The following is a 24414-nucleotide window of genomic DNA, read 5'->3' as shown; positions in this document are numbered from 1 at the left end:
GATATCCGGCATTCTAGGTCGCCGCTGGCTGTGTGTCGTTTTTGTGTGAGTGCCGGCTATTTGCCGGGTGTCCTTCTGCTAGGTGGCTGTTGTGTTTTGGGGGGCTATTTCGTTTGCAGCTTCGGCGACAACGGAAGATTCTTGCAGGCATTTCAAGCGGTCTTTTATGGTGCGTGACTCGTTATCGTGGTTCGCAGCCATTTTGTCGATTTGTTCGATGATGCGGTCGACGCCTGGGTTTCTTATGTCAAACACGTAGTCTTGCTGTTGGAAGTGCTCGGCCAGGTCTATGTATTTATTGGCCCACCCGAGAATGATTGCGGGCACGCCGCTTCTGTATGCGAACACGACCGAGTGGTAGCGTGACGCCACAACGTATTTGAACCTGCTGATGATGTTTATGAGTTCCGGGCTCGAATACTCACCGGCAATCACCCCCACGCTGTCTTTGTTTCTGGTCTTTCCAAGAACTGTTTCAACAAGGTGCGTATCGGCAGTGGAGGTGGTTAGAATGTAGACTTTTTCTCCATTGTCCACCAGTTTGTCGAGCAGCTTTGCGTACAGATTGAAGACTGCTTCGGGATCACCAATTCTGAAGATGTTCTCATTTATTATGAACCCGACAGAGCCTTTGGTTGGGTAATTTGTCTCGTCCTCCTGGTAGGATGGGTAGATATCGCTTGCTTTTGGAAAGAATTTTTCTCGAACAACCATGTCCGTTGATAATTCAACGTTGTCGAGGCCCAGGGATTTCAGACAGCCAAACCCCTCTTTCTCGCGGGCATATATTTTCGTGGCATAGGTCAGTTCCTCTTTCATCTCTTTGAGGAAGGCCCCGTTGTCGTCATCGTCCCAATCAAAGGGGCCGAAACTCTGAGGCATCAAGACGATTTTCGTGTTGTACCGTTTGGCGTATCTTATCGTGTCCAGCAGCAACCCGCCGCCTTTCTTTGACCAGCCTGAGCCAAGTGTATACCCGCTCGCATCGAACACAGCATCCGCTTCCCGCAGCGCTTTTTCCATTTCCGGGATCTTGCCCTTCCACTTGTCGGTTTTCTTCATCATCCCGACGAAAGAGGTCAAAAGTGGTTCCAGCAGCGGAACCTTGTTCAGCCGGTATTTGAAAACCAGCCGAGTGTAGTCGTCGTAGGGTAGCAACTTGAAGGTGTATTCTTCGGAGGGGTCGTATTTGTTGGAAAAGCCGACCACCTCGCAATCCTTGTAAATCGACTTCAACCCATAATAAAGCGTGAGAAACATCGCCTGAGAGCCTTTGTTTCTCATCTGAATACCAGTTATTACAAACTTCTTCATATCAATCAGCGGATGACAGCATGTATCCGCCTTTCTCCTTTCTTTTTACTTGGCAAAAAATGCCAGTTTTTCCCGATCCCGGTTGGTATGTTTCGAAAATCAGCACCCATTTGAGCGAAAGCGATGATTGTTTGAACCATTCAGGCCGCTGCCGCGGTTCAGGTGCCGCGGAAACGGAAAAGCTCCTCAATCGATCATGATGTTCCCGCGCGCTGGTTTGGTCTCCTCTCAGTCAATGTGTGCTTCATGTGGGTACGCGTTCCGCTTCAGTCTCCGAGCGACATCAGGCTGTCATTCCCCCCGGCTCGTCCATCGACCCATACCAATGGCTGAGTGACTGACCGCTAATCTGCTCCAAGGCCTCGATAGACGGGCCGTAATAGTCGTTAAGCCGTTTTCTTAGATCGTCCGTAAGCGGCGGGTACTGGGTTTCGCTTGCAATCCACCCGCGTGCCGTTTCAAAGGTTGCGGTCCCTCTTAGGGGGCGGACTATCGGCTTCATCCACCCAAGGCGCTTTTTCCAATGTGCTGGCACATTGGGAGCGGATTTGTCCTTTGTCTTGCTCCATCCTTCCGGCGCCAGGGGGTGCGGTGGCAAATCAAGATGGGTGCGAACCTGCGACATCTGCCCCTCTGGGTCGTCCAACACGCCTTCGAAGAACAGGATGAGAAGCTTCTCGCGTCCGAACAGGTCGATGTAGGTTTGCAGATGTGACGCAAAATGACCGGAGATCAGCAATTTGTTGCCGCCGCCCTGCGAAGGGTCGAGATAGGCCTCGATGTCTGGTCCGACCTCACCGCGCTGGAACAACATACAGTAGTTGGAGTAGGCCCGCTCGACGGGGTTGCGCAATTGTGCAATCAGCTTCACATGAGGCATGCGGTCGTGAATATGGGCTGCTGCATCGGGCGCATACAGGTAGGAATTGGACTTTTCGCCAACGGTCTGGCCCACCCCCGCATCTTTGAACTGAGAAAGGTACCATTCGTCACCTCGGCTGTAATTCCGAGAGAAGTAGTGAAGTTCCGGGTCTGGCATGTAGACTTCCGGATCAGATTGCAGCTGTTTTTGAAGCCAGGTGCTCGCCGACTTCCCTGCACCTATGATGATGAAATTTATGTCTTTGAAATGCATTGGCTAAGGGCGTCTCCGGTTGATGCGCTTGAAAATGGACAGTAAACGCCGATTGTAGCGCATAATTGGGATACGGATTTACGAGTTGTAAGAACTGCTAATCCGCAATCATGGCGGCTATATTCATGAGTCAAGTATAGCGCCGGAATTGAGGCAAACTTAAGCCGCTGGGCAGACAGTGTCGAAGTCTCGAGCATACTGTTCGTGATGCGGAAACGCGATCTTTTGGACGTACTGCGGGACCGTGTTCTCGCGCGGCACGCCCCAGAGCAAGAAAGGCATCGGCCACGATACAGAAAATGATTGTCCTTGCGGATGGCTTGGAGTGTTCCTCGATGGAATTGGCGGTCACGTCGACGATTGCGCGCTTCAATGGTGAACTCCATTTGCATTGCATCCATCACCGGCCCAGGACCCTCCCGCTTGATTGAACCAAATTCAGTGCTTTCCAGAGGCCTCGAGAATTGGGAGGGCGGCTTGAACGAGCGCTCTGATCTCATTTTCGGACCAGGTCGGGTCGACCAGGAAGGCCAGGCTCGTTTCGCCGAGATCGCGGGCGACAGGCAGCCGAGCTTTCGGTCTGATCGACTCGGGAAACACGGCCTCAAGGTAGATTTCCGGGCAGCTTCCAGAAAAAACCGGGAAACCTGCCGCCTGGATCTCAGTCATGATCCGATCGCGGCTCCAGCCTTCAGCCAGTTTTTCTGGTCGAACGTAAGTATAGAAGCGGTACCAGGCATGGGTTAGATTTGGGGCTGGCATCGGCGTACGAAGGACCGGGCAGTCTGAGAATGCTTGCGCGAGAATATGCGCGTTGCGTGCCCGAACCGACTGCCACTCAGGCAGACGGCGAAGCTGAATCCGGCCAAGCGCGGCAGATATTCCGGTCATCCGCAGGTTGGTGCCGAGATGCGTGTGCAGCCAGCGGAATCCCGGTGGATGATCCGTGGCGAAGACTCTGTCATAGTCTTTTCCATGGTCCTTGTAGCTCCAGGCGAATTTCCAAAGCTCGGTATTGTTGGTTACGAGGAGGCCGCCCTCTCCACCCGTGGTAAGGATCTTGTCCTGGCAAAACGAGAAGGAGCCAAAATCGCCGTATGTGCCTACGGGGCGGCCGTTGATCAAAGCGCCGTGGGCTTGGGCGCAATCTTCGATGACCCACAACTTGTGCTCTGCAGCCAGTTCCATGATTCCAGGCATGTCGCATGGCCATCCGCCCAAATGGACGGGAATGATGCCTTTTGTCCTGGGGGTTATGCAGGCCCGAATTGTTTCGGGGGTGAGGTTTCCGCTGTCAGGGTCGATATCAGCAAAGACGGGTATCGCGCCAAACAGCAGAACGCAGGACGCCGAAGCTACAAAGCTGCGTGGCGTTACGATGACCTCATCGCCAGGGGCCAGTTTGAGTGCGGCAAGAGCCGTGTTGATTGAGACGCTGCCATTCGCGAACGCTACGGCGTGCTTCACATTCAAAGCTTCGGCGTATTCATCTTCGAAAGATCTTACATCTGCCCCGGTCCATGCATTGACCTTTCCGGATCGGAGCAGTTCTGCGACGGCTTCAATTTGAGTTTCATCGAAATGCGGCCAGCTTTGTGAGGATGGGGTAGACAATGTGCACTCCGTCAAATGGCGTGGCGATGAGAGCGAAAGCCTCACAGGCGGTTTTGCGAACTGCGGCGCCCCATACCCGTCACCCGTGCGTCAGGGATTATGGACTGAATGCTGCTTGAACTAAAAAAGGGTCTGGCGCGTCCGGTTGGCTTGATTATGCGGCGGATTTTCGATGAAGCAAGCGCTGTGTGTCGATTCATCCGTGCCGCGCGATGGTTTTTATCAACGGGCGCGGCCCAGCGAAGGGTTTGTCGCCTTTGCGGATTGGAAAAGGCTGCGAGGTTTTGGCCAGCCACTCAAATTTCCGCACTCTACAACCAGCTGAAGGCGGGGCGTCGAACGCCCATGCGTTCATGAGCCGTGCAGAGGTCCATACAAAGCTGGAGGATTGACGTTGGCCCGGCAACGGGAAGCGACGCCGTGGCGCAATCGGAGACACCATGTCGATTGTTGTGCATTGTCCTGATGGCGTCACCAGCTTCTCACCGGGACAGGGTAGCAAAAAACCAACTTCCAGTGGTCCAGGTTTGGGGGCAGCGTACAACCTGAAGCCTCTCTTCGTGAACGAGTGGCCCGTCGGGCGGCGGTCTACCAACTCACTCTTTCTGAAATGCACGGCGGTATGCTAGATGTCCTGCAGATGTTTCTGCAGTCAAGGTGGGCGGTCATTTTTTGCTGAGATCTATTTCTTGGCCGGAAAACACTTCATCATCCGCTCTTACATACACGAGTATCCACGCGATCAGGGTATCCAGATTTCGAAGAGGTGTTTTTTGAACGTATCCCCCCAGAGCGACATATCGAAGTCGGAACCCACTTCGCGTGTGGGCCTTCAGGATCTGTGGCATCTTTTCAAACACAATTTTGTCCTGATCTTTTGCTTTGTTGCGGTAGGCATGGCGCTCACTGCAGCCGTCGTTTTTTCCATCAGTGAGCGTTACGTAGCGACCTCGGTCATCGTGTTGGAGACAGGCAATACCGCCTTTGACACGGTCAGCTCCCGCCTGCGCGTCATCGATCCAAGTGTGGCCCAAACCGAGGTCGAGGTGCTGCGGTCGCGCCAGTTCGCCGAATCAATTGCAGAGCGCATGGAGCTTTTTGACGATCCTGACTTTGCGCCCAGCTTGGGGGATAATGACTTCTTTTTGTCGCGACTGTTTCGCTTTCTTCAACCCGGGGGAAGCGGCAGCACCATCAATGCCACAACCTCTGGTGAGGCGGTGGTAACGACCGAGGCAAGCGACCCGGCAGAACCGCTCAATGAAAGTGATCTGGAAGCCCTGAGTGAGGCAGACCGCATTGCGCAGTACGAAGCCCTGCAGCGCGAAGCCGTTATCGACAAGCTCCTTGGTATCTATTCGATCAATTACCCAGGCCATGGCTTGGCGATTCGAATAGAGTCCACATACGAAGACCCTGTATTTGCTGCGCGGGTCAGCAATGTTGTCGCAAGGACTTATATCGAGGAAGGGCTCCGCCGACAGCGGTTGGGTATCGACAGCGCTATCAACTTTCTGCGCAAGCGGTCTGTGACTGCCATCGAAAACCTTACAACACGGCAAGCTGAACTTGCGGCTTTGATTCGGTTGAATGCGCTCGATGACAGCAACCGCACCGAAGCGATGCTGGCTGAACTCGAAAGCCTGCGCGCAATCGCCGATCTAGAAGAGCAGGGCGAGGGTTCGGATCTTGCGCGGCAGATACAGCAGCGGACTGATGCGCTTCGCCAACGCACCCGGGCTGAATTGGAGCGCGCGCAATTAGAACTCGCATTGCAGATCGATCAGCAGCGCTATCAATCGATCTTCGAGCGCTTGAACGATTATGAGGCGCAACGAGACTCGCTCACGCCCACTGCACGCCAGATCACCGTGGCGCAGCCTCCTCGAAAGCCCTCCGAACCGCAACGTGTCGCAACACTGGCCGTCGCGTTTGTGGTCTTAAACTTCTTTGCCTTTATTTATGTTCTGTTCCGCGAACAGATGAACGCGCAAATCTGGACGGTGGACAGTGCCGAGGAGGCAAGTGGTTTGCCCGTCTTGGCGCAGATACCCCGGTTGCCGCGTTCGGGGGCTGGCGCGCGTGGTCACTTGATCGAGCACCTTTCTGCGGCTCCCTACTCGGCGTTCGGGCAGGCAGCGCGGTCACTTGCTACGTCAGCACTGGCCAGGACGGATACGGATAAAGGCGCTGCCCTGATGGTTCTCAGCGCCCTGCCCGACGAGGGCAAGTCCACCGTTTCCGTTGCCCTTAGCGCCTGTGCTGCCCACGACGGTCTGCGGGTAATTCTGATTGATCTGGATGTCCAGCAACAGAGCGCCAGCGCACTGCTTGGTGTGCCGAATTCCGATCTTGCCCTGCAGGATGCTTTCGACAGTTTCGAAACGTTCAGGAGGGGCATAAGCACCTGCAGTCAATACCCTCAGCTTGACGTAATCAACTTTGGACCAACCTCGCATTTCGGTCTCAAGTTGCGGGCTGATAGAAGCGAGGAAACCCGAATTGAGAACTACCTGCGCAAAACCTATGATCTCATAGTGATCGATACACCGTCGTATCTGGCTACAGAGAGCGCCAATCGATTTGCAGAGTTTGCCGATGTTGCCGTTGTTGTTGCTCGTGCGGGGCAAACAAGAGAGCGGGCACTGCGTGCAGCAACTCATGCCATGCGCAGTAAAATGATTCCGCTGGTTGGTGTCGCACTCAACGCCGTAGGCAAGCGATGAGCGATGTGATCACGCCGCCGCTCGACACCCACGTCACAGTCGCAAACAGTATAAGGGTGAGCGTCGCGATGTACCTAAGACTCCTAACCTGCCTCTTGGCAGTCGGGTTTGCCGGAATTGCCTCTTCCGAACCGATTGCCTTCCCCGGTGCCATTGGCTTTGGTGCCGGGGCAACCGGTTGGCGTGGGGGTGAAGTTATTGCCGTTACCACGCTTGAGGATAAAGGAGAGGGCAGTTTACGTGCGTGTGTAGAGCTTGATGTACCTCGCGTTTGTGTCTTTCAAGTCAGTGGCACAATCGAGCTCGACAGTGAGCTTAGGGTGGGGTCGAATGTTTATGTTGCCGGGCAGACAGCGCCCGGGGATGGAATTCAGCTGAAGTTGCGCGACAGCATCCGATCACCGCTCGTGATCAAGGGCGCGCATGACGTAATCATCCGTTTTCTCAAAGTGCGCCCGGGTCCGAGCATTGAGGATAGCCCGGCAGTTGATGGGGTCACCATCGAGAACGCAGAGCGGATCTACATTGATCATGTCTCGGTAATGTTTGCGACGGATGAGAACATTAATGTTCATGTGAGCAGCAGCACTGCGGCTGACATCACCATTGCAAACAGTATTTTTGCTTATGGGCTGGAAAAAGCGACCCATCCCAAGGGGGCGCACTCGAAAGGCGCATTGATCTGCTCACACGAAGGTTCGGATAATGCCTGTGGGCGGATTACGTTGACGCGGAACCTATTTGCCCACAATCGGGATCGAAATCCTGATCTCAAGGCGACAGATATTGGTCCGATCGAGGTTATCAACAACGTCTTCTACAATGCCGGGAGCCAGTTCGGCGAGTTTTACAACAACCTCGGAACTACACGCGTGAACTATGTCGGCAACGTTGTTCTGGCAGGCCCGAGTACGCGCAAGGATCGACGCTTTGCTGTTGAGGCGTTCCTGATGGACCCCCAAAACCCGATTGAGATCTTTGCCAAGGACAATATCGCAATGGATTGCAAAACCGCGATACCGTTTGAGGTTCTAGATCCAGTTGCCAAGGATCATCAGGTTGCCACACCAGCCGACCCAATCGCTTCACCTGTCTTCTCCGTAAGTGAAACCATGACCTATGTTCTGGACAGAGCAGGAGATCAGATACCCGGCACGCGCGAAGCCGATGATCTCGACGCGCGGGTACTCAATCATGTGCGCAATTGTGACGGGCGAATTGTAGACGATCCATTGGCCGACTTGGGCGGATGGCCGGAGATTTCAGCCGGCCGGGAGCCTGCAGGCAGCGATGGCAGTGGCCAGGCTGATGCGCGGGACGGGCTCCGCCCTTCGTTTGATCTCTATGATCCTCAAGATGCCTGGGTAAAGCTTCCGGGAGCCGAAACATCCAATCTCGAACACTACCTCGCAAGGCTCGCTGGCGACGCCTAGCTGCAGCAAATGGCTCGATCATAATTTCGCCGTAGTTTTGTGGCCGAATCGGGCGTCCGGCATGCCGCCCCCAATCCGTCGTTTTTTCATGGATTCTCCACGGTGGCTCAACAGTTCGGCTATGGCTGCTGTCCGCATTTGCCTAATTTTTAAGCAAGTGTGGGGGCGAAGTGAAAACCGAGTACCGGGAAAGTAGAAGCGCCACATAACATGCGGCCTTAAGTTGTGCTTTTGGAAGGTTAAGGGATTTGGTGTGCTCACGCGCATGAAATCGATTTGAGAAAAATCTACTTAACGTTAAGCTACCTACAAGTTTTTTAGTATGCGCCAAAACTGGCTCCATTTTGGCGTTCTGTTGTTTGTTGTTTTGGGGGTAATTTGTTGTGAAGTTCATTATTGGGCATAGAAATACACCTGCCTCTCAATTCCGCACTTTTGGTTCAGGGGTCTGGGAATTCCTTTTGAGTGTCGCCGGTGAGTTGAAATCTCACAAGCGTCTGTTTTTCAGCGATATTTTCTTGGTCGCTGCTGCGCTTTCCGCGTCCTACATTCTGCGTAGCGGGCTCCCACTTGATGCGACCCACAGCGAAAGCATCACGGGTCTCGTGCTGACAGGTGTTCTGACGGCAGCCGTCATTTTTCCCCTTTTGGGAATGTATCGGCGCCATCCGGAGACAACGTCTATCCGTGACGCAGTGATCGTGACAACGGCAACGACATTGGTGCTGTTGGCAATAGGCATCCTCCGGTCGCTTGGGTTGGCAGCAGTGAACGTCCCGCCCGAAGTTATGGTCATTGCTCTATTTGTGGCGCTTCCGTTTCTGTGCGGGACGCGCTTGGTCCGGCGGATCAACCAAAACCTGTTGGGAACGCTTCTTGGCGGAGGCAATCATTTGCAGGCGGCAACAGCGGAGCCTGTATTGCTTGTTGGGACCGGGACCGCCTGCGATCTGTTTTTGCGGGCCGTACGTAATATGCCCAATCCGCCTTACCAGCCGATCGGCATCGTTGACGGTGTCGAGAACACAAGAGGTTTGGTTTTTCACGATGTCCCGATCGTTGGTTCGGTTCTGGACGTCGAAGCGGTCAAAGACTGGTTCGCGACGCGCGCACTGCCCCGCCACATCGTGCTGACAGAAGCCCCCGCACAGTTCAACGAGGACGAAGTGAGGAAGCTTGTGTCATGGGCCGAAAGCCAGGGCATCGGTGTACGTCGCTTGCCGGGAATCTGCGACTTACACGGGCTCAACGAATCTCGCCCGCTGAGTATTGAAGAAGTCCAGCCGAATGATCTGCTTCAGCGCCCGGCCCACGTCGTTGATCGCAAGCGTCTGGCCCGGCTGGTCACTGGCCGTCGGATCGTCGTGACTGGCGCCGGCGGCAGTATCGGCGGAGAACTTGTGCGTCAGATTGCAGCCAACCATCCCGAGAGCTTGTTGCTCATCGATAACTGCGAGTTCAATCTATATTCGATCGGCCAGGATCTGGACCGTCATTTCTCGTCGGTGGTCAAGAACTGTGAAATTTGCGACGTACGCGACCGTACGCGGGTTGAGAATCTGTTCATGACCTATCGTCCGGATATCGTCTTCCACGCTGCGGCGCTCAAGCATGTGCCCATTGTCGAGGCCAATCCCGGCGAAGGTGTGCTGACCAATGCGATCGGAACGCGCAATGTCGCGGATGCAGCCCGCCACGCAGAGGCTGCCGCAATGGTGCAGATCTCGACCGACAAGGCAGTCAATGCAACGTCGGTTATGGGAGCAACCAAGAGGGTTGCAGAGTTCTATTGTGGCGCGTTGGATCGGGAGGCGGAGCGCGAGGGAAAAGGCACACGATTTATGACTGTGCGCTTTGGCAATGTGCTCGGTTCCTCAGGATCGCTTATACCCCTTCTGAAAGAGCAGATCGCCAGCGGCGGACCTCTCACCGTAACCGACCCCAGAATGGAGCGGTTCTTCATGACGATCCGCGAAGCGGTGGAGCTCACTCTTATGGCGTCAGCTCATGGGATCGAGCAAAAAACATCGCGTGGTGCGATCTTTGTTCTCGATATGGGTGAGCCGGTCCGGATCATCGACATAGCCGAGCGGATGATCCGCCTGTCGGGCTTGGAGCCAGGCAAAGACATCGGGATCAAGATCATTGGTATGCGACCAGGCGAGAAGTTGTTCGAAGAACTCTTCGACAAGCTCGAAACCCGCGCACCAAGCGGTCTGGAGGGTGTGATGGTTGCAACCTCGGCAGAGGTTTCGCTGGCCGACGCCAAGGTGTGGATGAGCCGGCTAGAGGCCTTTGCGCGTCTGGGTGACTCGTCAATGATCATTGATACACTCCGCCAGATCGTTCCCCGTTACCGCGCCAATGAGGGCAAAGACGCTGAGCGGATTGCTGCATCGGTGGTGTTCGGGGCAGGAGAAGCAGAGCCAGGCGCAGTCAATACACCCGGAGAACCGACCGAAGGCGCGCGCGTCAATCTCACCAGCATGCTGAAGCCACAGAGTGGCAGATTGCTGGCATTCCCAAGCGCCCTGGAAAAACAGTGACGCACAGATTGGTCCCGGACGTTGGAAGCACTTAAAACCAGCGGATTGGGTTCCAACGATACAAGCAGTCCAAAGGAAGCGACATGAAGGTTCTCCATTGCATCACGAGCACCGGTTTCGGGGGCGCCCAGATCATGCTTCTGAGGTATCTCCGCGCCCTTGGGCAGCGCGCGCATGACCACTCTGTTTTGTCGCTGATGCCTCAGGACGCAATTGGCCAGGAAATCGCGTCCCTTGGTGTACCGGTCCATGACTTGGGGCTGCAACAGGGCAGGTATTCCGTAAGGGCGTTGAAGACTCTCAGGCAGCATGTTCGGCACACCCAACCGGACCTGATTCATGGGTGGATGTATCACGGAAATCTTGCGGCACGTCTGGCAACCATCGCGTCCACGGCCGCGCCACCTGTACTTTGGGCTGTCCACCACTCGCTGCAGGATATCCACAATGAACGCCGTTCAAGCCGTTTCTTCATACGTAGCGGTGCGGCGCTATCCGGTGGCGTTTCCGGAATATCGTATTGTGCGCAAGTCTCAGCAGCACAGCACGAGGCGATAGGCTTTGCTTCCGATCGATCGATTGTCATCCCAAATGCGATCGACACCGACGAATTCCGCCCCGATGCTGAGGCACGGGCGCGGCTGGGGGTCATTGCAGGTATTCCCGACGGCCGGATCATCATCGGCAATGTGGGTCGCGACCACCCAATGAAAGACCAGGCCCGGATGGTCGCTGCCATCGCTCGATTGCTTGAGCTGGGTTACGACGTTCAGGGTGTTCTGATCGGGACTGGACAAGACGTGGGCAGCGCGCGTCGCGCCTCTCACGAGCTCGGAATCTCGGATCGCATCAGCACGCTGAGTGAACGGAGCGACATTGCAAAGCTTGTCAGCGGGTTTGATATTTTTCTTCTGCCATCCGCATGGGGTGAGGCTTTTCCACTTGCGGTGTGCGAAGCCATGGCTTGTGGTGTGCCATCCGTCGTCACAAATGTGGGTGATACCGGTTTGATCGTCGGTGAAACGGGTGCGGTCATTCCCCCCTCAGACACCGAGGCCCAAGCCAATGCGTTGGCCAAAATGGTGGACCTCGGCCCATCTGGCCGCCAGGCTATGGGAGCCGCTGCGCGAGACCGGATTTGCCAAAACTTTTCGATGTCTCGCTACATTGATGCCCATGATCAATGGTATCATGAGGCGATCTCTCAAGGGCAGAGAGGCGCATGGAGCCTGAACATGGCATCGAAAACAGGAATTTCGAAATGACGGGCAAGGTAGCGCCAAAGCGGATCGCCCTGGTCAGCAGTTACGCACCAAGCCTGACACGGTTCCGTTTCGATCTGATCCGCGCCCTCATTGCCGAAGGGCACCATGTTACCGCTTTCGCACCCGAAAACGACCGCGCTGTGGCCGACACGCTTGCCGATATTGGATGCGACTTTGAGGTGTTGCCAATGGCGCGGACGGGGACCAATCCTCTGGCGGATGCTGTGCTTTTGATGCGTATGGTACGTGCATTCCAGCGTCTGCGCCCCGACGTCGTGATCTCTTACACCATGAAGCCTGTCATCTATGGCGGTATCGCTGCGCGCCTCGCAGGGGTGCCGGAACGCCATGCCCTGATGACCGGCCTCGGCTATGTCTTTGCCGATCCGGATCCACGTGGCAAACGGCGTATACTGCGGGACGTTTCCGTGCGGCTCTATCGCGCCGGATTGCGCGGTGTGGGGCGCGCTTTTGTCTATAACGGCGCGGATGAGGACGACATACGCCGGTTTGCCATGCTGGATGACAATTCCAAACTCATCAGGGTTGCAGGCACGGGCGTCAACCTTGAGCGTTTTGCACACAGGGCATTCCCCGAAGGTGCTCCGAAGTTTCTTATTATTGCACGCCTTCTTGCTGACAAGGGTGTTCGCGAATTCGTTGCCGCTGCAAAACGCCTCAAACCTGAATATCCGGACGCGGAGTTTCGAATTCTTGGCCCGCTCGATCCCAACCCCAAAGGCATAAAACCGGATGAAATCGAGAAATGGACTGAAGATGGCATCGTGACATACTTGGGTGAGACGGATGACGTCCGCCCCTATCTGTCAGATGCATCGGTCTTTGTGCTGCCGTCCTACTATCGAGAGGGCATCCCTCGCTCGATACTCGAGGCGATGGCAACAGGGCGCCCGGTTATTACCACTACGCTACCGGGTTGCGGAGATACCGTGGAGGACGGTGTGTCTGGTTTTCTGGTTGCTCCTCGCGACGCCAATGCCTTGGCGGATGTGATGAGAAAGTTTCTTGATGACACAGATCTTGCGCTGCAGATGGGGAAAGAGGCGCGCGCCCGCGCGGAGGCGGTATTTGATATTCACAAAGTCAATTCTCATCTGTTGACTGAAATGAATCTTGGCGCTGCCCGCCATCCGTCCTCGACACGGGCGGCTTGAGTGAGGGCTCCATGTCGAATGCTTTCCGGCGCCTTATCCATTTCGACGAACTCGTACCCCGGATTCTAAGAAACGTCGGGTATTTGGTATCCGGAACCACGGCGGTTTCACTTATTGGAATCGTGACGCTGGTGCTGACGGCCCGTGCGCTTGGTCCAGCCGGTCTTGGAATTCTGGCCCTCGTCGAAGCTTATGTGCGAACGATCGACATGCTCTTTCGCCTTCAGCCGACGCAGGTGCTGATAAAATACGGCTCCGAGGCCTTGGAAAAGGACGACAAGGGCCGATTTGAGCGTTTGATCAAACTATCCATACTCATCGACCTTGCTGGCGGCGTGCTGGCAGGCCTCATCGCAATCTCCGTAGGGTGGCTGGCTGCGCCTGTGTTTGGGCTCGGCCCCGACGGTTTCGACTATATCCTGGTTGTTGCACTTGCTCTATTTGTCTCGTTCCGTCCCACTGGGGTTGCGCTGTTACGGCTATTCGATCGGTTCGGATTGCTTGCCGTCTCGGAATGCTGCTTGGCCGTCATGCGGCTTGCGATTGCGGCAGTGGCATTGGCGTTCGACTTGGGGATATGGGCTTTCGTAGTCATGCTGCTGCTACACAGCTTGGCCGATGGTATTGTGGCCTTTGCCTTGGCAATACGGGAGCTTTTGCGGCGCGGATATGATGGCGTTTGGAGGGCCTCGGCACGCACGGCATGTACGGAGAACACCCGTATCTTTCGTTTCCTTTGGAATTCGAACATCTACCAAATCCTTCGCAACGCAACCCAGCGCTTCGATGTGCTGGCGCTCGGTGTTATGGTCAGCCCCGCTATCGTCGGTCAGTATCAGGTCGCAAAGCGATCAGGGCGCGCCGTGTTGCGTCTGGCCCGGACATTGACGCAGGTGCTGTTTCCCGAACTGGCGAAGCTCTGGATACAAGGTGAACGCTCGCGTTTCCGCAGGATGGTCCGCTATGTTACCCTTATGATCTTTGTTTCCAGTTCGGCGGTTGCGATCCCGTTGGCCTTTGCCGTGCCAAGCCTTGTGGATGCATTTTTTGGTGAGGATTTCACCGGCGCGATTCCAATGATCTGGGTTCTGGGGGGGGCAATTGTGTTGAATGTGACCGGATTGGCGTTCAATGCCGCGCTGCTGAGCATGGGTCGGGACCGAGAGCTGTTGCATGTCACAATCCTCAGCACCGCCCTCTTTGCTGTCGCCTTTGTGCCTGCAGTCAGTCTTTGGGGTGGGGTCGGTGCGATGTTGTGCCAGGTGCTGTTCAGCGCTGTATGGTTCTTGGGATGCTTGTGGCATCTGGAGATGCGCCCCTTGCCAGAAAAGTCCGCCGTGTGACCGTCACAGATTTGATACCCGCCAGCAGTCATGCCCCCGACCGGCAGACGCAGGCCAGACGGCTGGAACTGTATCTGGCGGGCGCTACGGTCGCGCTGTCACCGATGAACTATTTCCGTCTTGAAATGGCCTATTTTACAGCCAGCGACTTTTTTGGCTTTCTGACGGTGATAGTTATGCTGCTCAACCGCAGCGTGCCGTTGCGATTTTTTGGGCCGGCAACATCGCTTTGGCTCTTCTCGCTCATGCTGTTTCTCGGAGGGTTGCTGCTCGGTTCGATCGTACAGGGCGATCCAGTCGACGGGCTCATTGCCTTTGTTCAATACTTCTACTCGCTGGTTCTCATTCCCATAATCATTTCGTGCCGGCGTCTGGAAGAGACATTTCTGCTGATGCGAGTTCTGATCTACTCCGTCTCAGCAATCATGTTGTTTGGTATCTACTTGATTGTTTTCGTGCCCGACGCCAATCCAATGCTGGTTTCGGGCAGCGGGCGTCTCCGCTCGCTTCTGGAGCGTGAAAACGCCGCGGGCGCCATGGCGGCAATCGCGATCACGTTTAGCGTCTATCTGCGAATAGTGGGAATATTCGGTCTCGTGCATTTTGTGCCCATTATGGCCATTTTGGTCTACGGGCTGATGCTTACCGGATCAAATACCGGGTTTGGCGCGGCAACTTTGGGGACAGGCATGATACTTTTGCTTGCAGGAGGCGTTCGAACCATCGTCGCGGCTGCACTCCTTGCGGCGATTTTTTCCGCGACCGTCCTGCAGTTTGGCGATTTGTTCCTGCCCGAGGTTTTTCAGAGGCGTGTATTCGGTGCCTTGTCATCGGTAGATATCGAGCAGGCGGGAACCTTTATGGACCGTTTCGCACTGATGCAGGAGGCGTTTCAGCTTTCAAATGAAACCGTGTGGCTCGGTCTTGGCGCCGACCAGTACCGGACTTTCAGTTCCTACGGCGCTCCGGTGCACAATACCTATTTGCTGGTTCTGTCGGAAGGCGGGGTCTTGTCGCTACTGGGCCTCTCCGGTTTTTTCCTTTCAGCTTTGGCCTTGGGGATAGTTGCGTACAGGTCCCCCGAAAGCCGCATGTTGGGCGCTTTGACACTGGTCACAGTTATTTTGTTCGCTCTTTTGCTGAACGCTTTCGCCCATTTTTATGCCCGGTTCTGGCATGTTCCCCTGGCACTGGCGATGAGTCTCAGCCTGCCACGCGTTGCCTATTCGATGTACCGGTAGCGCCGGAGCAAAGCCCCGGCAGCCATTTCCGCCTGTTTTCTCGCCGCGTTCGACATTTCGACTTCCCAGGCGTCGTCATATCGCAGCGCAACGGGGCCTTTCATCCGCAACCGGCTGCCCGCCATCTGGTGCGCAGGCACGACTTTTGCACCCTCGGCGATCGGTTCTGCGATTGCCGATAGATCTACTCCGATCGCAGTAGCAATTCGCATCATCTCGGTCAGCGGGTCGCGCATAAGGTCTTCATATCGAACACGCACCGAGTGTTCCGCTGGAAGGCGGGTGCGCAACTTCTCTGCGACGCTGTTATACATCCGCCATCTCAGCGCAGTTCGAAGGGCAGAACGCGGCACAATCTTTTTCTGAACGCCTTTCGCGACATCGAGAGGAATCGCGCGGCCCATTGCATGCGCCACCGCGCGGGCGTCGCGCACCAAATGGATCACGCGCAGATCGACGTCCGGGTCCCGGCTCAAGGCAAGCGCACGCCCCGGTGCCTTGGACGAGTCCAGAACAACCGGCCGCCCGGTCTCGGCGCGAATTGCGGAAAACAGCGCACGTGATTGGGCCAGAAATGCGTTGAGCCTTCGGCCGCCGATCGTACGCGCAGGCGCATAAAGCGGCTCGAAAACGCGCTGCAGTGAAAGATGGTCGTTCGGATCACAGGCTTCGGTCCATCGAGCCATAACCGGTGCCCACACATCACAATCCTTAAGCCGGCTGCCGCAGGCGCAAAACTCGTTCTCGTGCCAAACATGGCGACACATGGCTGAAATCTCGCCGGACCCGAATATCTCGGGATGCATACCCAGCATCATATCGAGCATAGTCGATCCACTGCGTCCGTAGCCGGCGATGTAGATAATCCTAGATTGCATGAAGGTCTCCAGCGGACGGCAAACGGTGTCTTTAAATTAACCCTGTTTCGCGGTCGACGCAGACCCCTTTTTGGGATAGCCTCTTCAATTATAACCTTTTTGTTTGGTTTGATAGTAAAATAGTAGCAGGGTGGTTATGCTGTTTCGTCTGATGATCCTCGCTTTGATTTTTCTCATGCCCGCTTCTGCGATGGCAGAACCTTATTCTTTTGTTTCGGGGGATACTTTGCTGGTGCGGGCGGGACGTTGGGACCACTCCACCCAGAACTTCAGTTTTTGGGACGGGGTCAGCGGCGAATACCGCATTTCATCCAGCGGTGAGATACAGATACCACTGGCCGGAACCATTATGGCCAGCGGCAAGACGGCAGACGACCTGTCCACGGCGATTTCGCTTCAGATTCAGCGCCGGATTGGTTTGACGTCGCCGCCGGAAGTTGCAATCGAGATCGCAGGACACCCTCCGATCTATGTTGGTGGATTTGTCACAAACCCGGGGGCTTATCCATTTCGTCTTGGGATGACTGTTCAGCAAGCGGTGGCGCAGTCGGGGGGAGTTGGCTCGAGTGATGGTACTGAAGAAAACACCGAAAGAGAGCTGATCCGCCTGAGCGGCCAGATGCGCATTCTGACGAACGAGATCGCCGCCCTGGAAGCCGAGGAGGCGCGGTTGGTGGCAGAGGTTGCTGCAATCGAGATACGGGCGGCAGACGGTACTCCAACTGTCAACGGCGAAGGTATTGATGGGATTGAGCGGGAGCTTTTCATCGCCCGACAAAGGTCTTTCGACACTCGAGAAGCCAATATCCAGGAACTGCAGGAAGTTGTGGCCGAGCAAGTGCTCCGTCTTGACGCCCAGCTTGCACTGCGCCAGCAACAAGTCGCACTTGCCCGTGAAGAAGCCGAAGTGATGGGCGAACTGAAAGATCGCGGTCTCGCCGCGCGCACGCGAGAAACGGCGGTTCTCTCTGACTTGGCCGGTATGGAAGTGCAATTGAGTGCTTTGGAGGTCGCACGGCTAAATGCCCAACAGCAGCTCAACTTGGCGCGCCGCGATGAGATCACGCTCTTCGACGAGGCGCGCCTCAGCCGTCTCGCTGCACTGCGAGATGTTAGAAACGACCTGACCAATCGTCGGGCGGAATTGGAGACCGCCAAAAAACTCTATGCCGAAGCGACTGTGCGGGGCACCGCTGGTGTCGAGTCAGACGAGGCAGTCAAAGTCGTCTACGTTATCTCACGAGAGGTAAACGGCGCGTTTGAACGTATCCAAGCCGACCCCACGACACGTCTGGCACCGCGCGACACACTTGAAATCACCGTCGAGGTCTTGCCACCTTCCGCAGGCAACTGAATGTTCCCCCAAGAGTATTTCGTGAGGTCGTTTCCTTGAGCCGTTTGCGCATTCTGCTCCCCTTTGTAGGGGGCAAAACTATCGGCGGCAGCCATATTTCAGCCCTCAAGCTGGTGGCTGGGCTGGACCGAAACCGTTTCAAGCCAACTGTTTTGTTGCACGACCTCGATGGGTCAGGGCCGGGACCACTGGGAGACTATATCCATTCGCAGGGCCTTGAATACCGGACACTGGCGGATGTTGCGATCATTGCCCCGTCGCACAGCAAGACCGAAAGGTCTATATCGGTAGGAACCTATCTTACCCGAACGTTGCCCGCGTTGCGCCGCTTTCTCAAGGAGGGAGCCTATGACATCGTCCACACAAACGACGGGCGGATGCATGTTAATTGGGCTGCCCCAGCACGCCTCGCCAGGTGCCGCTTGCTCTGGCATCATCGCGAGGATCCGAAAGGCTTTGGGGTCAACACAATTGCACCCTTTCTTGCAAACCGGATCGTGACCGTCTCAAATTTTGCGCGCCCGGCACACCCTCTCTTGCCAGTCAGACGCCGCACCCATGTCGTCTACAGCCCGTTTGAATTCGAAGAACAGCCTGACCGTGTGGCGGCCCGTGCCGCGCTGCTTAAAGAAATCAAAGCAGGAGAGAACGCGTTGCTCCTAGGCTTTTTTGGATCTCTGGTCCCGCGCAAGCAACCAATTGCTTTCGTGGAAGCAGTGGCAGAAACGATAAAGGCTCTGCCTGGCCGCGAAGTTCATGGTCTATTTTTTGGTGAGGCGATTTTGCCCCACGCGCCGTTGGACCGCGAAGCTCTGGCATTGGCCGAGCGTCTCGGGATCGGCAAACATATTCACCTGATGGGTTTCAGACGACCGATCAACGGACCGATGGCGGCAATGGATGCCACAGTAGTGACGGCTCTAAACGAACCTTTTGGTCGAACATTGATCGAAGCGATGCATTTGGGCGTTCCGGTGATCGCCACCCGGCACGGCGGCAACATCGAAGCCATTCAGGACGGCAAGACAGGCCGGCTTGTGCCGGTAGGGGACCCAAGAGCCATTGCAGATGCAATCATGCATCTTGAAAACGACCCGGAAAACCGCGCAGCCATTGTCGCCGAAGCCCGCGCGAACCTCATCAGTCGTTACGGCACAGAACGCCACATTGAACAGCTCAGCCAAATATATGAGGACCTCGCGCCAGCAAGCCGAACACGATTTCCTGCCGTCACCTGAACCTACACGGAATGCATGACGCTCATGCCGGAACATATCGCTTATCACATAACAGCCCCGACCATGTTACAGTTGCGGGCATTTGTTGAGATGTGCCTTCCCGGCAAAGACTTTGGTAAACTGCGGCATCCGAGCGCCGACGTATTTGAGAGCCCTCCTGTTTTTGGTGAAATCACAACGGAGCGCGTGAGCCTGGATCACCATCGGGATGCAAGCGGATTGCACCGTCCAGCAGTATGTACCAGCGACCATTGTGTTGACAGAAACCCGAGCGCAGACAAATGGAACAGGCTTCCGGCAGCAAACCTCGGCGATTTTGTCATGGCTGCTGAATGATGGGGAAGCGTCTAGCAATTCTGCTCACGGGGCTCGGTGCCGGAGGGGCCGAACGGGTAGTGATGTTGCTTGCAAATCACTGGGTGGCACAAGGTCACGAGGTTCACATAATCAGCTTTGATGCGCCCGATTCCCCTGTTTACTTCGACGTGCCGCCTACTGTCGCGCTTCACCGCCTCGACCTTTCCCATCCTGGGCTGGGGCCGCTGCGAGTCCTCCGCCGGCTCATGGCTCTCCGACGGGTTCTCGTGAAAATTGAGCCAGATACGTTGATTTCATTTCTGACCAAGAACAATGTCCTAGCTTTGCTTTCGACGTGGGGGCGCTCGATACACACGGTCGTTTGCGAGCGCAACAACCCTATGCGCCAAGAGGCAAATAGCCTCTGGGGCAGGCTGCTGGCCCGACTCTATCCTTTGGCAGACGCCATCGTGATGCAGACACGGGCAAGCCTCGTTTGTTTGCCGAAAGGTGTCGAAAGTGCCGCCTTTGTCATTCCCAATCCTATCGAGACGCCAACTGCGCTCCCGCCCGAAGAGAGAGAGCCCAAAATCCTTGTGGCCGTAGGCCGCCTGGTGTCGCAGAAAGGGTTTGACCTATTGATCGATGCCTTTGCCCTAATTCAGGATGAATTCTCCGACTGGCAGCTCAAGATTTTTGGTGATGGACCACTGCGTGACAGCCTGGCATCCAGAATTTCCGCATGCGGCGGCAGCGAGCGTATCTTCCTTGCTGGCCAGACCGATACGCCTGGTGCATGGATCAGGGAAGGTCATGCTTTTGTGCTCTCGTCGCGCTTTGAGGGATTTCCCAACGTTCTAGGCGAGGCCATGGCGGCAGGGATGCCCGTAGTGAGTTTCGACTGCCCTTTCGGACCGGCCGAGATGGTAACCGATGGTGTAGACGGCCTGCTCGTTCCCGACGGTGATGTTGAGGAGTTGGCAAACGCGCTGCGCCGTTTGCTGTCCAACCGGGACTTCCGCGCAAAACTGGCAAGTGAAGCGCGAAAGAGTAGCACCAGATTCACAGTGCCCCGCGTCGCCGCTCAATGGGATGCGCTTCTCGACACCCTTGGAGAAACGAAGCGGGACCGGTGATCCGTTATTCAACAGGAAGCCGCCAAGCACCCCATACTCAAAGCCATGAAGCGCGACGATATCCACAAGCTCATGGGCAGAAAGCCGTGACGTATCATTGGTTTTTGGAGCCAGGCAATCTCACAAAACTCGTGACGGAGGCGGCCTAGCGTGCCGTCGGGATAGCTCTCCCAAGCTTTTCCAACGTTGCTTCCAATTCATCCAGGCTCTCTATCTGGGCATGGGGCGCGTATGCCTTATCAGGCGGTGGTGCCGTATGGACGCGGCCTTCGCGGCAAATCTGGATCGTGTGCCACCCTCGCGCTCGCGGTGTGACAAAATCCTTGAGGGCGTTGTCGGCAACATAAACAAGAGGAGCCCCACCAGCCGCCGCCTCCATTTCCAGAAATGCCCGTGGATGCGGTTTCGAGAATTCAGGCCCCCACGCAGCGGTTGGCCGCAACACCTTGAATTGCGGGGCAATCCCAAGCGCCGCAATCTTGGCCCGTTGCATCCGCTCAGGGCCATCGGTGATCAGCCCTAGGTCTGTGCACGGAGAAAGCCGGTCAAGACATCGCCTTGCATCGTCGCAAAGTGCAATCTGCGGGGTATGGTTGCGATACCTGGTAACAAGATCATCGATCATCCCGGCATCCTCAGGCAAGCCAAGCGCTGCCAGCGCCTCGTCGAAAATCCGTTGACGCCGGCCCGCAAGAAACGCGGCCCGACACCAAGCACCAAAGCCAACACATCCCGTTGTTTCTTCAATGTAACTGTCGAGAGATGCATAGCCGGAGAACGCAAAATCCCGCTCGAGATACAGCGTGTCGTCCAAGTCGAATACGATCAAGATAGTCCCCGGAAAACGGCGGCGTCATAACGCAGCATTTCAACCCCGTCGGTCCAGTTGTCATCCGCAGCTGAAGTACCGATCGTGACTTCTTCCAAGAGCCAGCGGGCAAAGGTTGCCCCTGCTGCATCGGCAAGTGGATAGCCGCCGCCGAACCGAGCATTGATTTCAAGGACCTTTGGACCATGCTCGGGATCGTCGATCACCTGAAAACATGATACACCGCGCAGACCAGGAAGGGCGGCAGCAATGCCCTCTGCAATCGCCTTCAGGTCAGCACGCCGTTCAGTGCGACCCTTCTCGACTTCCCCGGCGCGTATCGACAACCGGATATGCGGGATCACTGTTCTGAGTTCACCACGGGAGTCGACAAACATGTTGATTGTGTATTCCGGTCCTCCGAGACAATCCTGCGCGATCATGGGTTCATCAGTATGATCTGGTAAATCCCCCGGATGGTTGATCACAGCCAACCCACGACTTGCGCTGCCTCCCGACGGCTTGAGAAAAACCGGCCAGGACAGGAGGTCCGGCTTGGCGCGCAAAGCCTCCAATGCGTGCGTGCAGGGCACTGGGACACCCGCAGCACTCAGCACCTCGGCGGTTCGGGCCTTATCGCGGACCACCGAGATTGTTTCGGGGTCTGAGACATGAACCCGAGCGCCGATTTGAGCAAAGTCCTCGGCCGCCTCGGCCAGCGGCGCCAGCTCCGGGTCGATTGTCGGAACGACCAGTCTTGCACCTGTCTCAGCCGCAATTGCCAAAACAACATCAACATACGAAGGATCATCGCATCGTGGTACCGCGTATGCTCCGTCGGCTCGCGCACAGGCCGCCGAAAGATCAGGTGCAAGATCGCAGGCAAACACACGCAAGTCGATCCCGAGCCCACGTGCAGCAGTCCGAAAACACTCCAACAACTCAACCCGTCGTCCTGCCGATGTGAGCAACACGCCGACTTGATCCTTGACTGTTTCTTTCATCGAAACCTCATGCGTGCTCCCCCTTAGGAGGACCGTATACTGTCATACCTCGAAATTGCAGCGATACTGGAACGTGGCCACAATATTTCACGGGAACTTAAACAGTTACCATTGGTATCGCCCCGTGCGAGCCTTAGGCCAGTGGATGAGGCAGCAAAGCAGACCTCTGCCTCCATAAAGGAGACGCTACGGTCACCCAAACGCTCTTTCATGAACCAAAGAGCGCATGCCTGACCCGCACTGACCGCCAAGGTCAAACGCGGGCTGAATGCCGCAACCTACGATCGATTGATGGGCGGATTGTACTCGCGCATAACCTCAAGCGGCCGTTTCTGGGAATAGGCGACCATAGCCTCGGGATCCGGGTAACCCACCGCCATGAAGAACACCGGCCGTTCGTACCCCTTCAGACCCAGAACTTCCTGCGCGCGCTTTTCATGGGCCTCAATATCCGGCCAATTGCAGATGCAAGAGCTCAATCCGAGGGTTTCCAGCGCGTATGAGAAAGACATCGCAGCAAGGGAGCCATCAATGTAAATCACGTGCCGGTCCTTTTCGCTGTAGAACGCATCAAGCGACCCCAGAACGACCACCATCACGGGTATATTGTGCTTCCACCCAATGGTTCCCCCGGGCAACGATGCGACCTGTTCGACAGTTTCAGGATCATCAAACACGAGAAAGCGGAAAGGTTGCCGGTTACAGGCACTGGGCGACAAACCGGCCACCGTAAACGCCTTGTCCAGCAATTCACGCGGTACTGGCTTTTGCTCGAACCACCGCACCGATCGACGCTTAAGAGCCAATTGCTCCAGCTGCTCGTACGAGACCGGATGATCATCAAGAAGACGCTTGTAAGGGATCCGTTTCGCCTCGGCACTGTTGCCGGCCGGTGCCGGGCATTTCTCAAATACCTCACGCGCATGATCAAGGACCGGGTCAGGGGCCACAGCACCAAAATAAGCACGCAAAACGTCGTGAGCCCAAAGCAGAGACTCGGCCGTACTCTCGTCCGCGTGCGAAGGTTCAGAAACGATCTTGCGGTAAACGTTAACCGTTTCGAGAATGTAGTCCTTGGCAAACACCGGACGCCGAGGCCGCATCAGCAGACCTTTCTCCAGACGGTGCACATTCCGGCGCATCAAAAAGACGTTGGCATCATCCTCTTGAAGTTCCGCATGATATTTTGCGAGCCCAAGCAGAACCGCTCGTTCCTCGCGCCTAAATTGCCGTGACAACAACGAATAATACGCCGTAGCGAGGGGTTTGGCGGACGAGGCAAATTTCAGACCGCTTGTTTGAACCGACGTGGCCAATCGGGCCGCTCCGGACTCCTTCAAAAGAAGACGGGCATTGCGCAGCCGGTCGACTTGGCTTTCCGGCAAAAAATTCTTCACCAACGTTTTCATCTCAAATCGATCTCCGTAAACAAATCTTGTTCAGCCCTCATACACGCACCATGCGCACACAATGCCTTCTCATATTGTGCTTTGTTTCCCATTCGGATCCGTTCTGCCTCGAATCATAGGATCCGCGGGCGACAGGACAGGTCGGTGCAAACGGCCCTCGCGGACCACTCCGGAACCGGCACAGGTCAGTCCATATCGCGAAAGACACCGGTCCAGACCAATGGCCGACACCGGACCACCTTCAGAAAATAAACCGTTTCGAACCGGACTTAGGCGTCCCGACACAGCCTTCCCCTCTCTACAAGCGCGAAACGCGATCATTTCGCAGGGCAAAACCTGTCCAAGACTGGGAACTGCAACACCGTTCATCACCACAACCACCCGAGCTCGCCATACGCGACCACCTCGGCAACACTAAAAACCTCAAGAAGCTTCCAGCAAAAAAAACCAAAACGCAACTTGTATCGATGGCAAATCAACGCCCCGTGAAATCCAAAA

At 55.8% G+C, this 24414-nt stretch carries 18 protein-coding genes; 11 read left to right on the top strand and 7 right to left on the bottom strand.

Going from position 1 to position 24414, the window contains the following annotated elements; genetic code table 11:
* Positions 1–78: 78 nt before the first annotated feature.
* The 3 genes from ACR0IR_RS18750 to ACR0IR_RS18740 form a co-directional block, all read right to left on the bottom strand.
* The gene (locus ACR0IR_RS18750; protein WP_170366488.1) at positions 79–1314 is read right to left on the bottom strand and encodes a polysaccharide pyruvyl transferase family protein; all 1236 of its coding nucleotides are present in this window, start codon (positions 1312–1314) and stop codon (positions 79–81) included.
* A 283-nt stretch (positions 1315–1597) separates the two neighbouring features.
* Complete coding sequence (locus ACR0IR_RS18745) at positions 1598–2449, bottom strand: sulfotransferase family protein (RefSeq protein WP_170366486.1); 852 nt, start codon at positions 2447–2449, stop codon at positions 1598–1600.
* A 438-nt stretch (positions 2450–2887) separates the two neighbouring features.
* Entirely contained in the window at positions 2888–4063 is a 1176-nt protein-coding gene (locus tag ACR0IR_RS18740; protein ID WP_170366485.1) for a DegT/DnrJ/EryC1/StrS family aminotransferase, read from the bottom strand.
* 773 nt (positions 4064–4836) lie between these two features.
* On the opposite strand from ACR0IR_RS18740, the gene ACR0IR_RS18735 reads away from it, so the two are divergent.
* The 7 genes from ACR0IR_RS18735 (at position 4837) to ACR0IR_RS18705 (ending at position 15792) form a co-directional block, all read left to right on the top strand.
* Complete coding sequence (locus ACR0IR_RS18735; RefSeq protein WP_170366483.1) at positions 4837–6789, top strand: AAA family ATPase; 1953 nt, start codon at positions 4837–4839, stop codon at positions 6787–6789.
* Positions 6786–8222 (top strand): pectate lyase family protein, encoded by a 1437-nt coding sequence (locus ACR0IR_RS18730; protein WP_170366481.1) that lies wholly within the window; start codon positions 6786–6788, stop codon positions 8220–8222. The genes ACR0IR_RS18735 and ACR0IR_RS18730 overlap by 4 nt, the downstream gene beginning before the upstream one ends.
* A gap of 383 nt (positions 8223–8605) precedes the next feature.
* Positions 8606–10768 (top strand): polysaccharide biosynthesis protein, encoded by a 2163-nt coding sequence (locus tag ACR0IR_RS18725; RefSeq protein WP_170366479.1) that lies wholly within the window; start codon positions 8606–8608, stop codon positions 10766–10768.
* Between the two features lie 83 nt (positions 10769–10851).
* Positions 10852–12033, top strand: a complete 1182-nt coding sequence (locus ACR0IR_RS18720) for a glycosyltransferase (protein WP_170366477.1) — start codon at positions 10852–10854, stop codon at positions 12031–12033.
* Complete coding sequence (locus ACR0IR_RS18715; RefSeq protein WP_170440001.1) at positions 11991–13208, top strand: glycosyltransferase family 4 protein; 1218 nt, start codon at positions 11991–11993, stop codon at positions 13206–13208. Before ACR0IR_RS18720 ends, ACR0IR_RS18715 begins: the two co-directional genes overlap by 43 nt.
* Positions 13209–13219: 11 nt before the next feature.
* Positions 13220–14551, top strand: coding sequence for a lipopolysaccharide biosynthesis protein (locus ACR0IR_RS18710; protein WP_170366475.1), 1332 nt, complete (start codon positions 13220–13222; stop codon positions 14549–14551).
* Positions 14548–15792 (top strand): O-antigen ligase family protein, encoded by a 1245-nt coding sequence (locus tag ACR0IR_RS18705; RefSeq protein ID WP_170366473.1) that lies wholly within the window; start codon positions 14548–14550, stop codon positions 15790–15792. The genes ACR0IR_RS18710 and ACR0IR_RS18705 overlap by 4 nt, the downstream gene beginning before the upstream one ends.
* Here ACR0IR_RS18705 and ACR0IR_RS18700 read toward each other — a convergent pair.
* Complete coding sequence (locus ACR0IR_RS18700) at positions 15774–16670, bottom strand: sulfotransferase (protein ID WP_170366471.1); 897 nt, start codon at positions 16668–16670, stop codon at positions 15774–15776. The two genes, ACR0IR_RS18705 and ACR0IR_RS18700, sit on opposite strands and share 19 nt — an antisense overlap.
* A 136-nt stretch (positions 16671–16806) precedes the next feature.
* On the opposite strand from ACR0IR_RS18700, the gene ACR0IR_RS18695 reads away from it, so the two are divergent.
* Genes ACR0IR_RS18695 through ACR0IR_RS18680 form a run of 4 tightly spaced genes read left to right on the top strand, consistent with a single transcriptional unit; the run spans position 16807 to position 20695 of the window.
* Positions 16807–18024, top strand: coding sequence for a polysaccharide biosynthesis/export family protein (locus tag ACR0IR_RS18695; RefSeq protein WP_170366469.1), 1218 nt, complete (start codon positions 16807–16809; stop codon positions 18022–18024).
* A 35-nt stretch (positions 18025–18059) separates the two neighbouring features.
* Positions 18060–19262, top strand: a complete 1203-nt coding sequence (locus ACR0IR_RS18690) for a glycosyltransferase family 4 protein (protein ID WP_170366467.1) — start codon at positions 18060–18062, stop codon at positions 19260–19262.
* 24 nt (positions 19263–19286) lie between these two features.
* Entirely contained in the window at positions 19287–19598 is a 312-nt protein-coding gene (locus ACR0IR_RS18685) for a hypothetical protein (RefSeq protein WP_217357172.1), read from the top strand.
* Positions 19595–20695 carry a glycosyltransferase family 4 protein gene (locus tag ACR0IR_RS18680; RefSeq protein ID WP_170366463.1) on the top strand — a complete coding sequence of 367 codons (1101 nt, stop codon included), beginning with the start codon at positions 19595–19597 and terminating at the stop codon, positions 20693–20695. Before ACR0IR_RS18685 ends, ACR0IR_RS18680 begins: the two co-directional genes overlap by 4 nt.
* Before the next feature lie 145 nt (positions 20696–20840).
* On the opposite strand, the gene ACR0IR_RS18675 is transcribed toward ACR0IR_RS18680, so the two are convergent.
* From ACR0IR_RS18675 to ACR0IR_RS18665, 3 genes are all read right to left on the bottom strand, one after another.
* The gene (locus ACR0IR_RS18675) at positions 20841–21524 is read right to left on the bottom strand and encodes an HAD family hydrolase (RefSeq protein WP_170366461.1); all 684 of its coding nucleotides are present in this window, start codon (positions 21522–21524) and stop codon (positions 20841–20843) included.
* Entirely contained in the window at positions 21521–22507 is a 987-nt protein-coding gene (locus tag ACR0IR_RS18670) for an ATP-grasp domain-containing protein (RefSeq protein ID WP_480779160.1), read from the bottom strand. The genes ACR0IR_RS18675 and ACR0IR_RS18670 overlap by 4 nt, the downstream gene beginning before the upstream one ends.
* A 278-nt stretch (positions 22508–22785) precedes the next feature.
* A complete protein-coding gene (locus ACR0IR_RS18665; protein WP_170366457.1) occupies positions 22786–23916 on the bottom strand; it encodes a nitroreductase family protein in 1131 nt (376 codons plus the stop codon).
* Positions 23917–24414: the final 498 nt, after the last annotated feature.

This window comes from Ruegeria sp. CF2 (genome assembly GCF_056537385.1).
The sequence above is the reverse complement of the archived record's forward strand: the minus strand, read 5'-3'. Positions and strand labels throughout refer to the sequence as shown.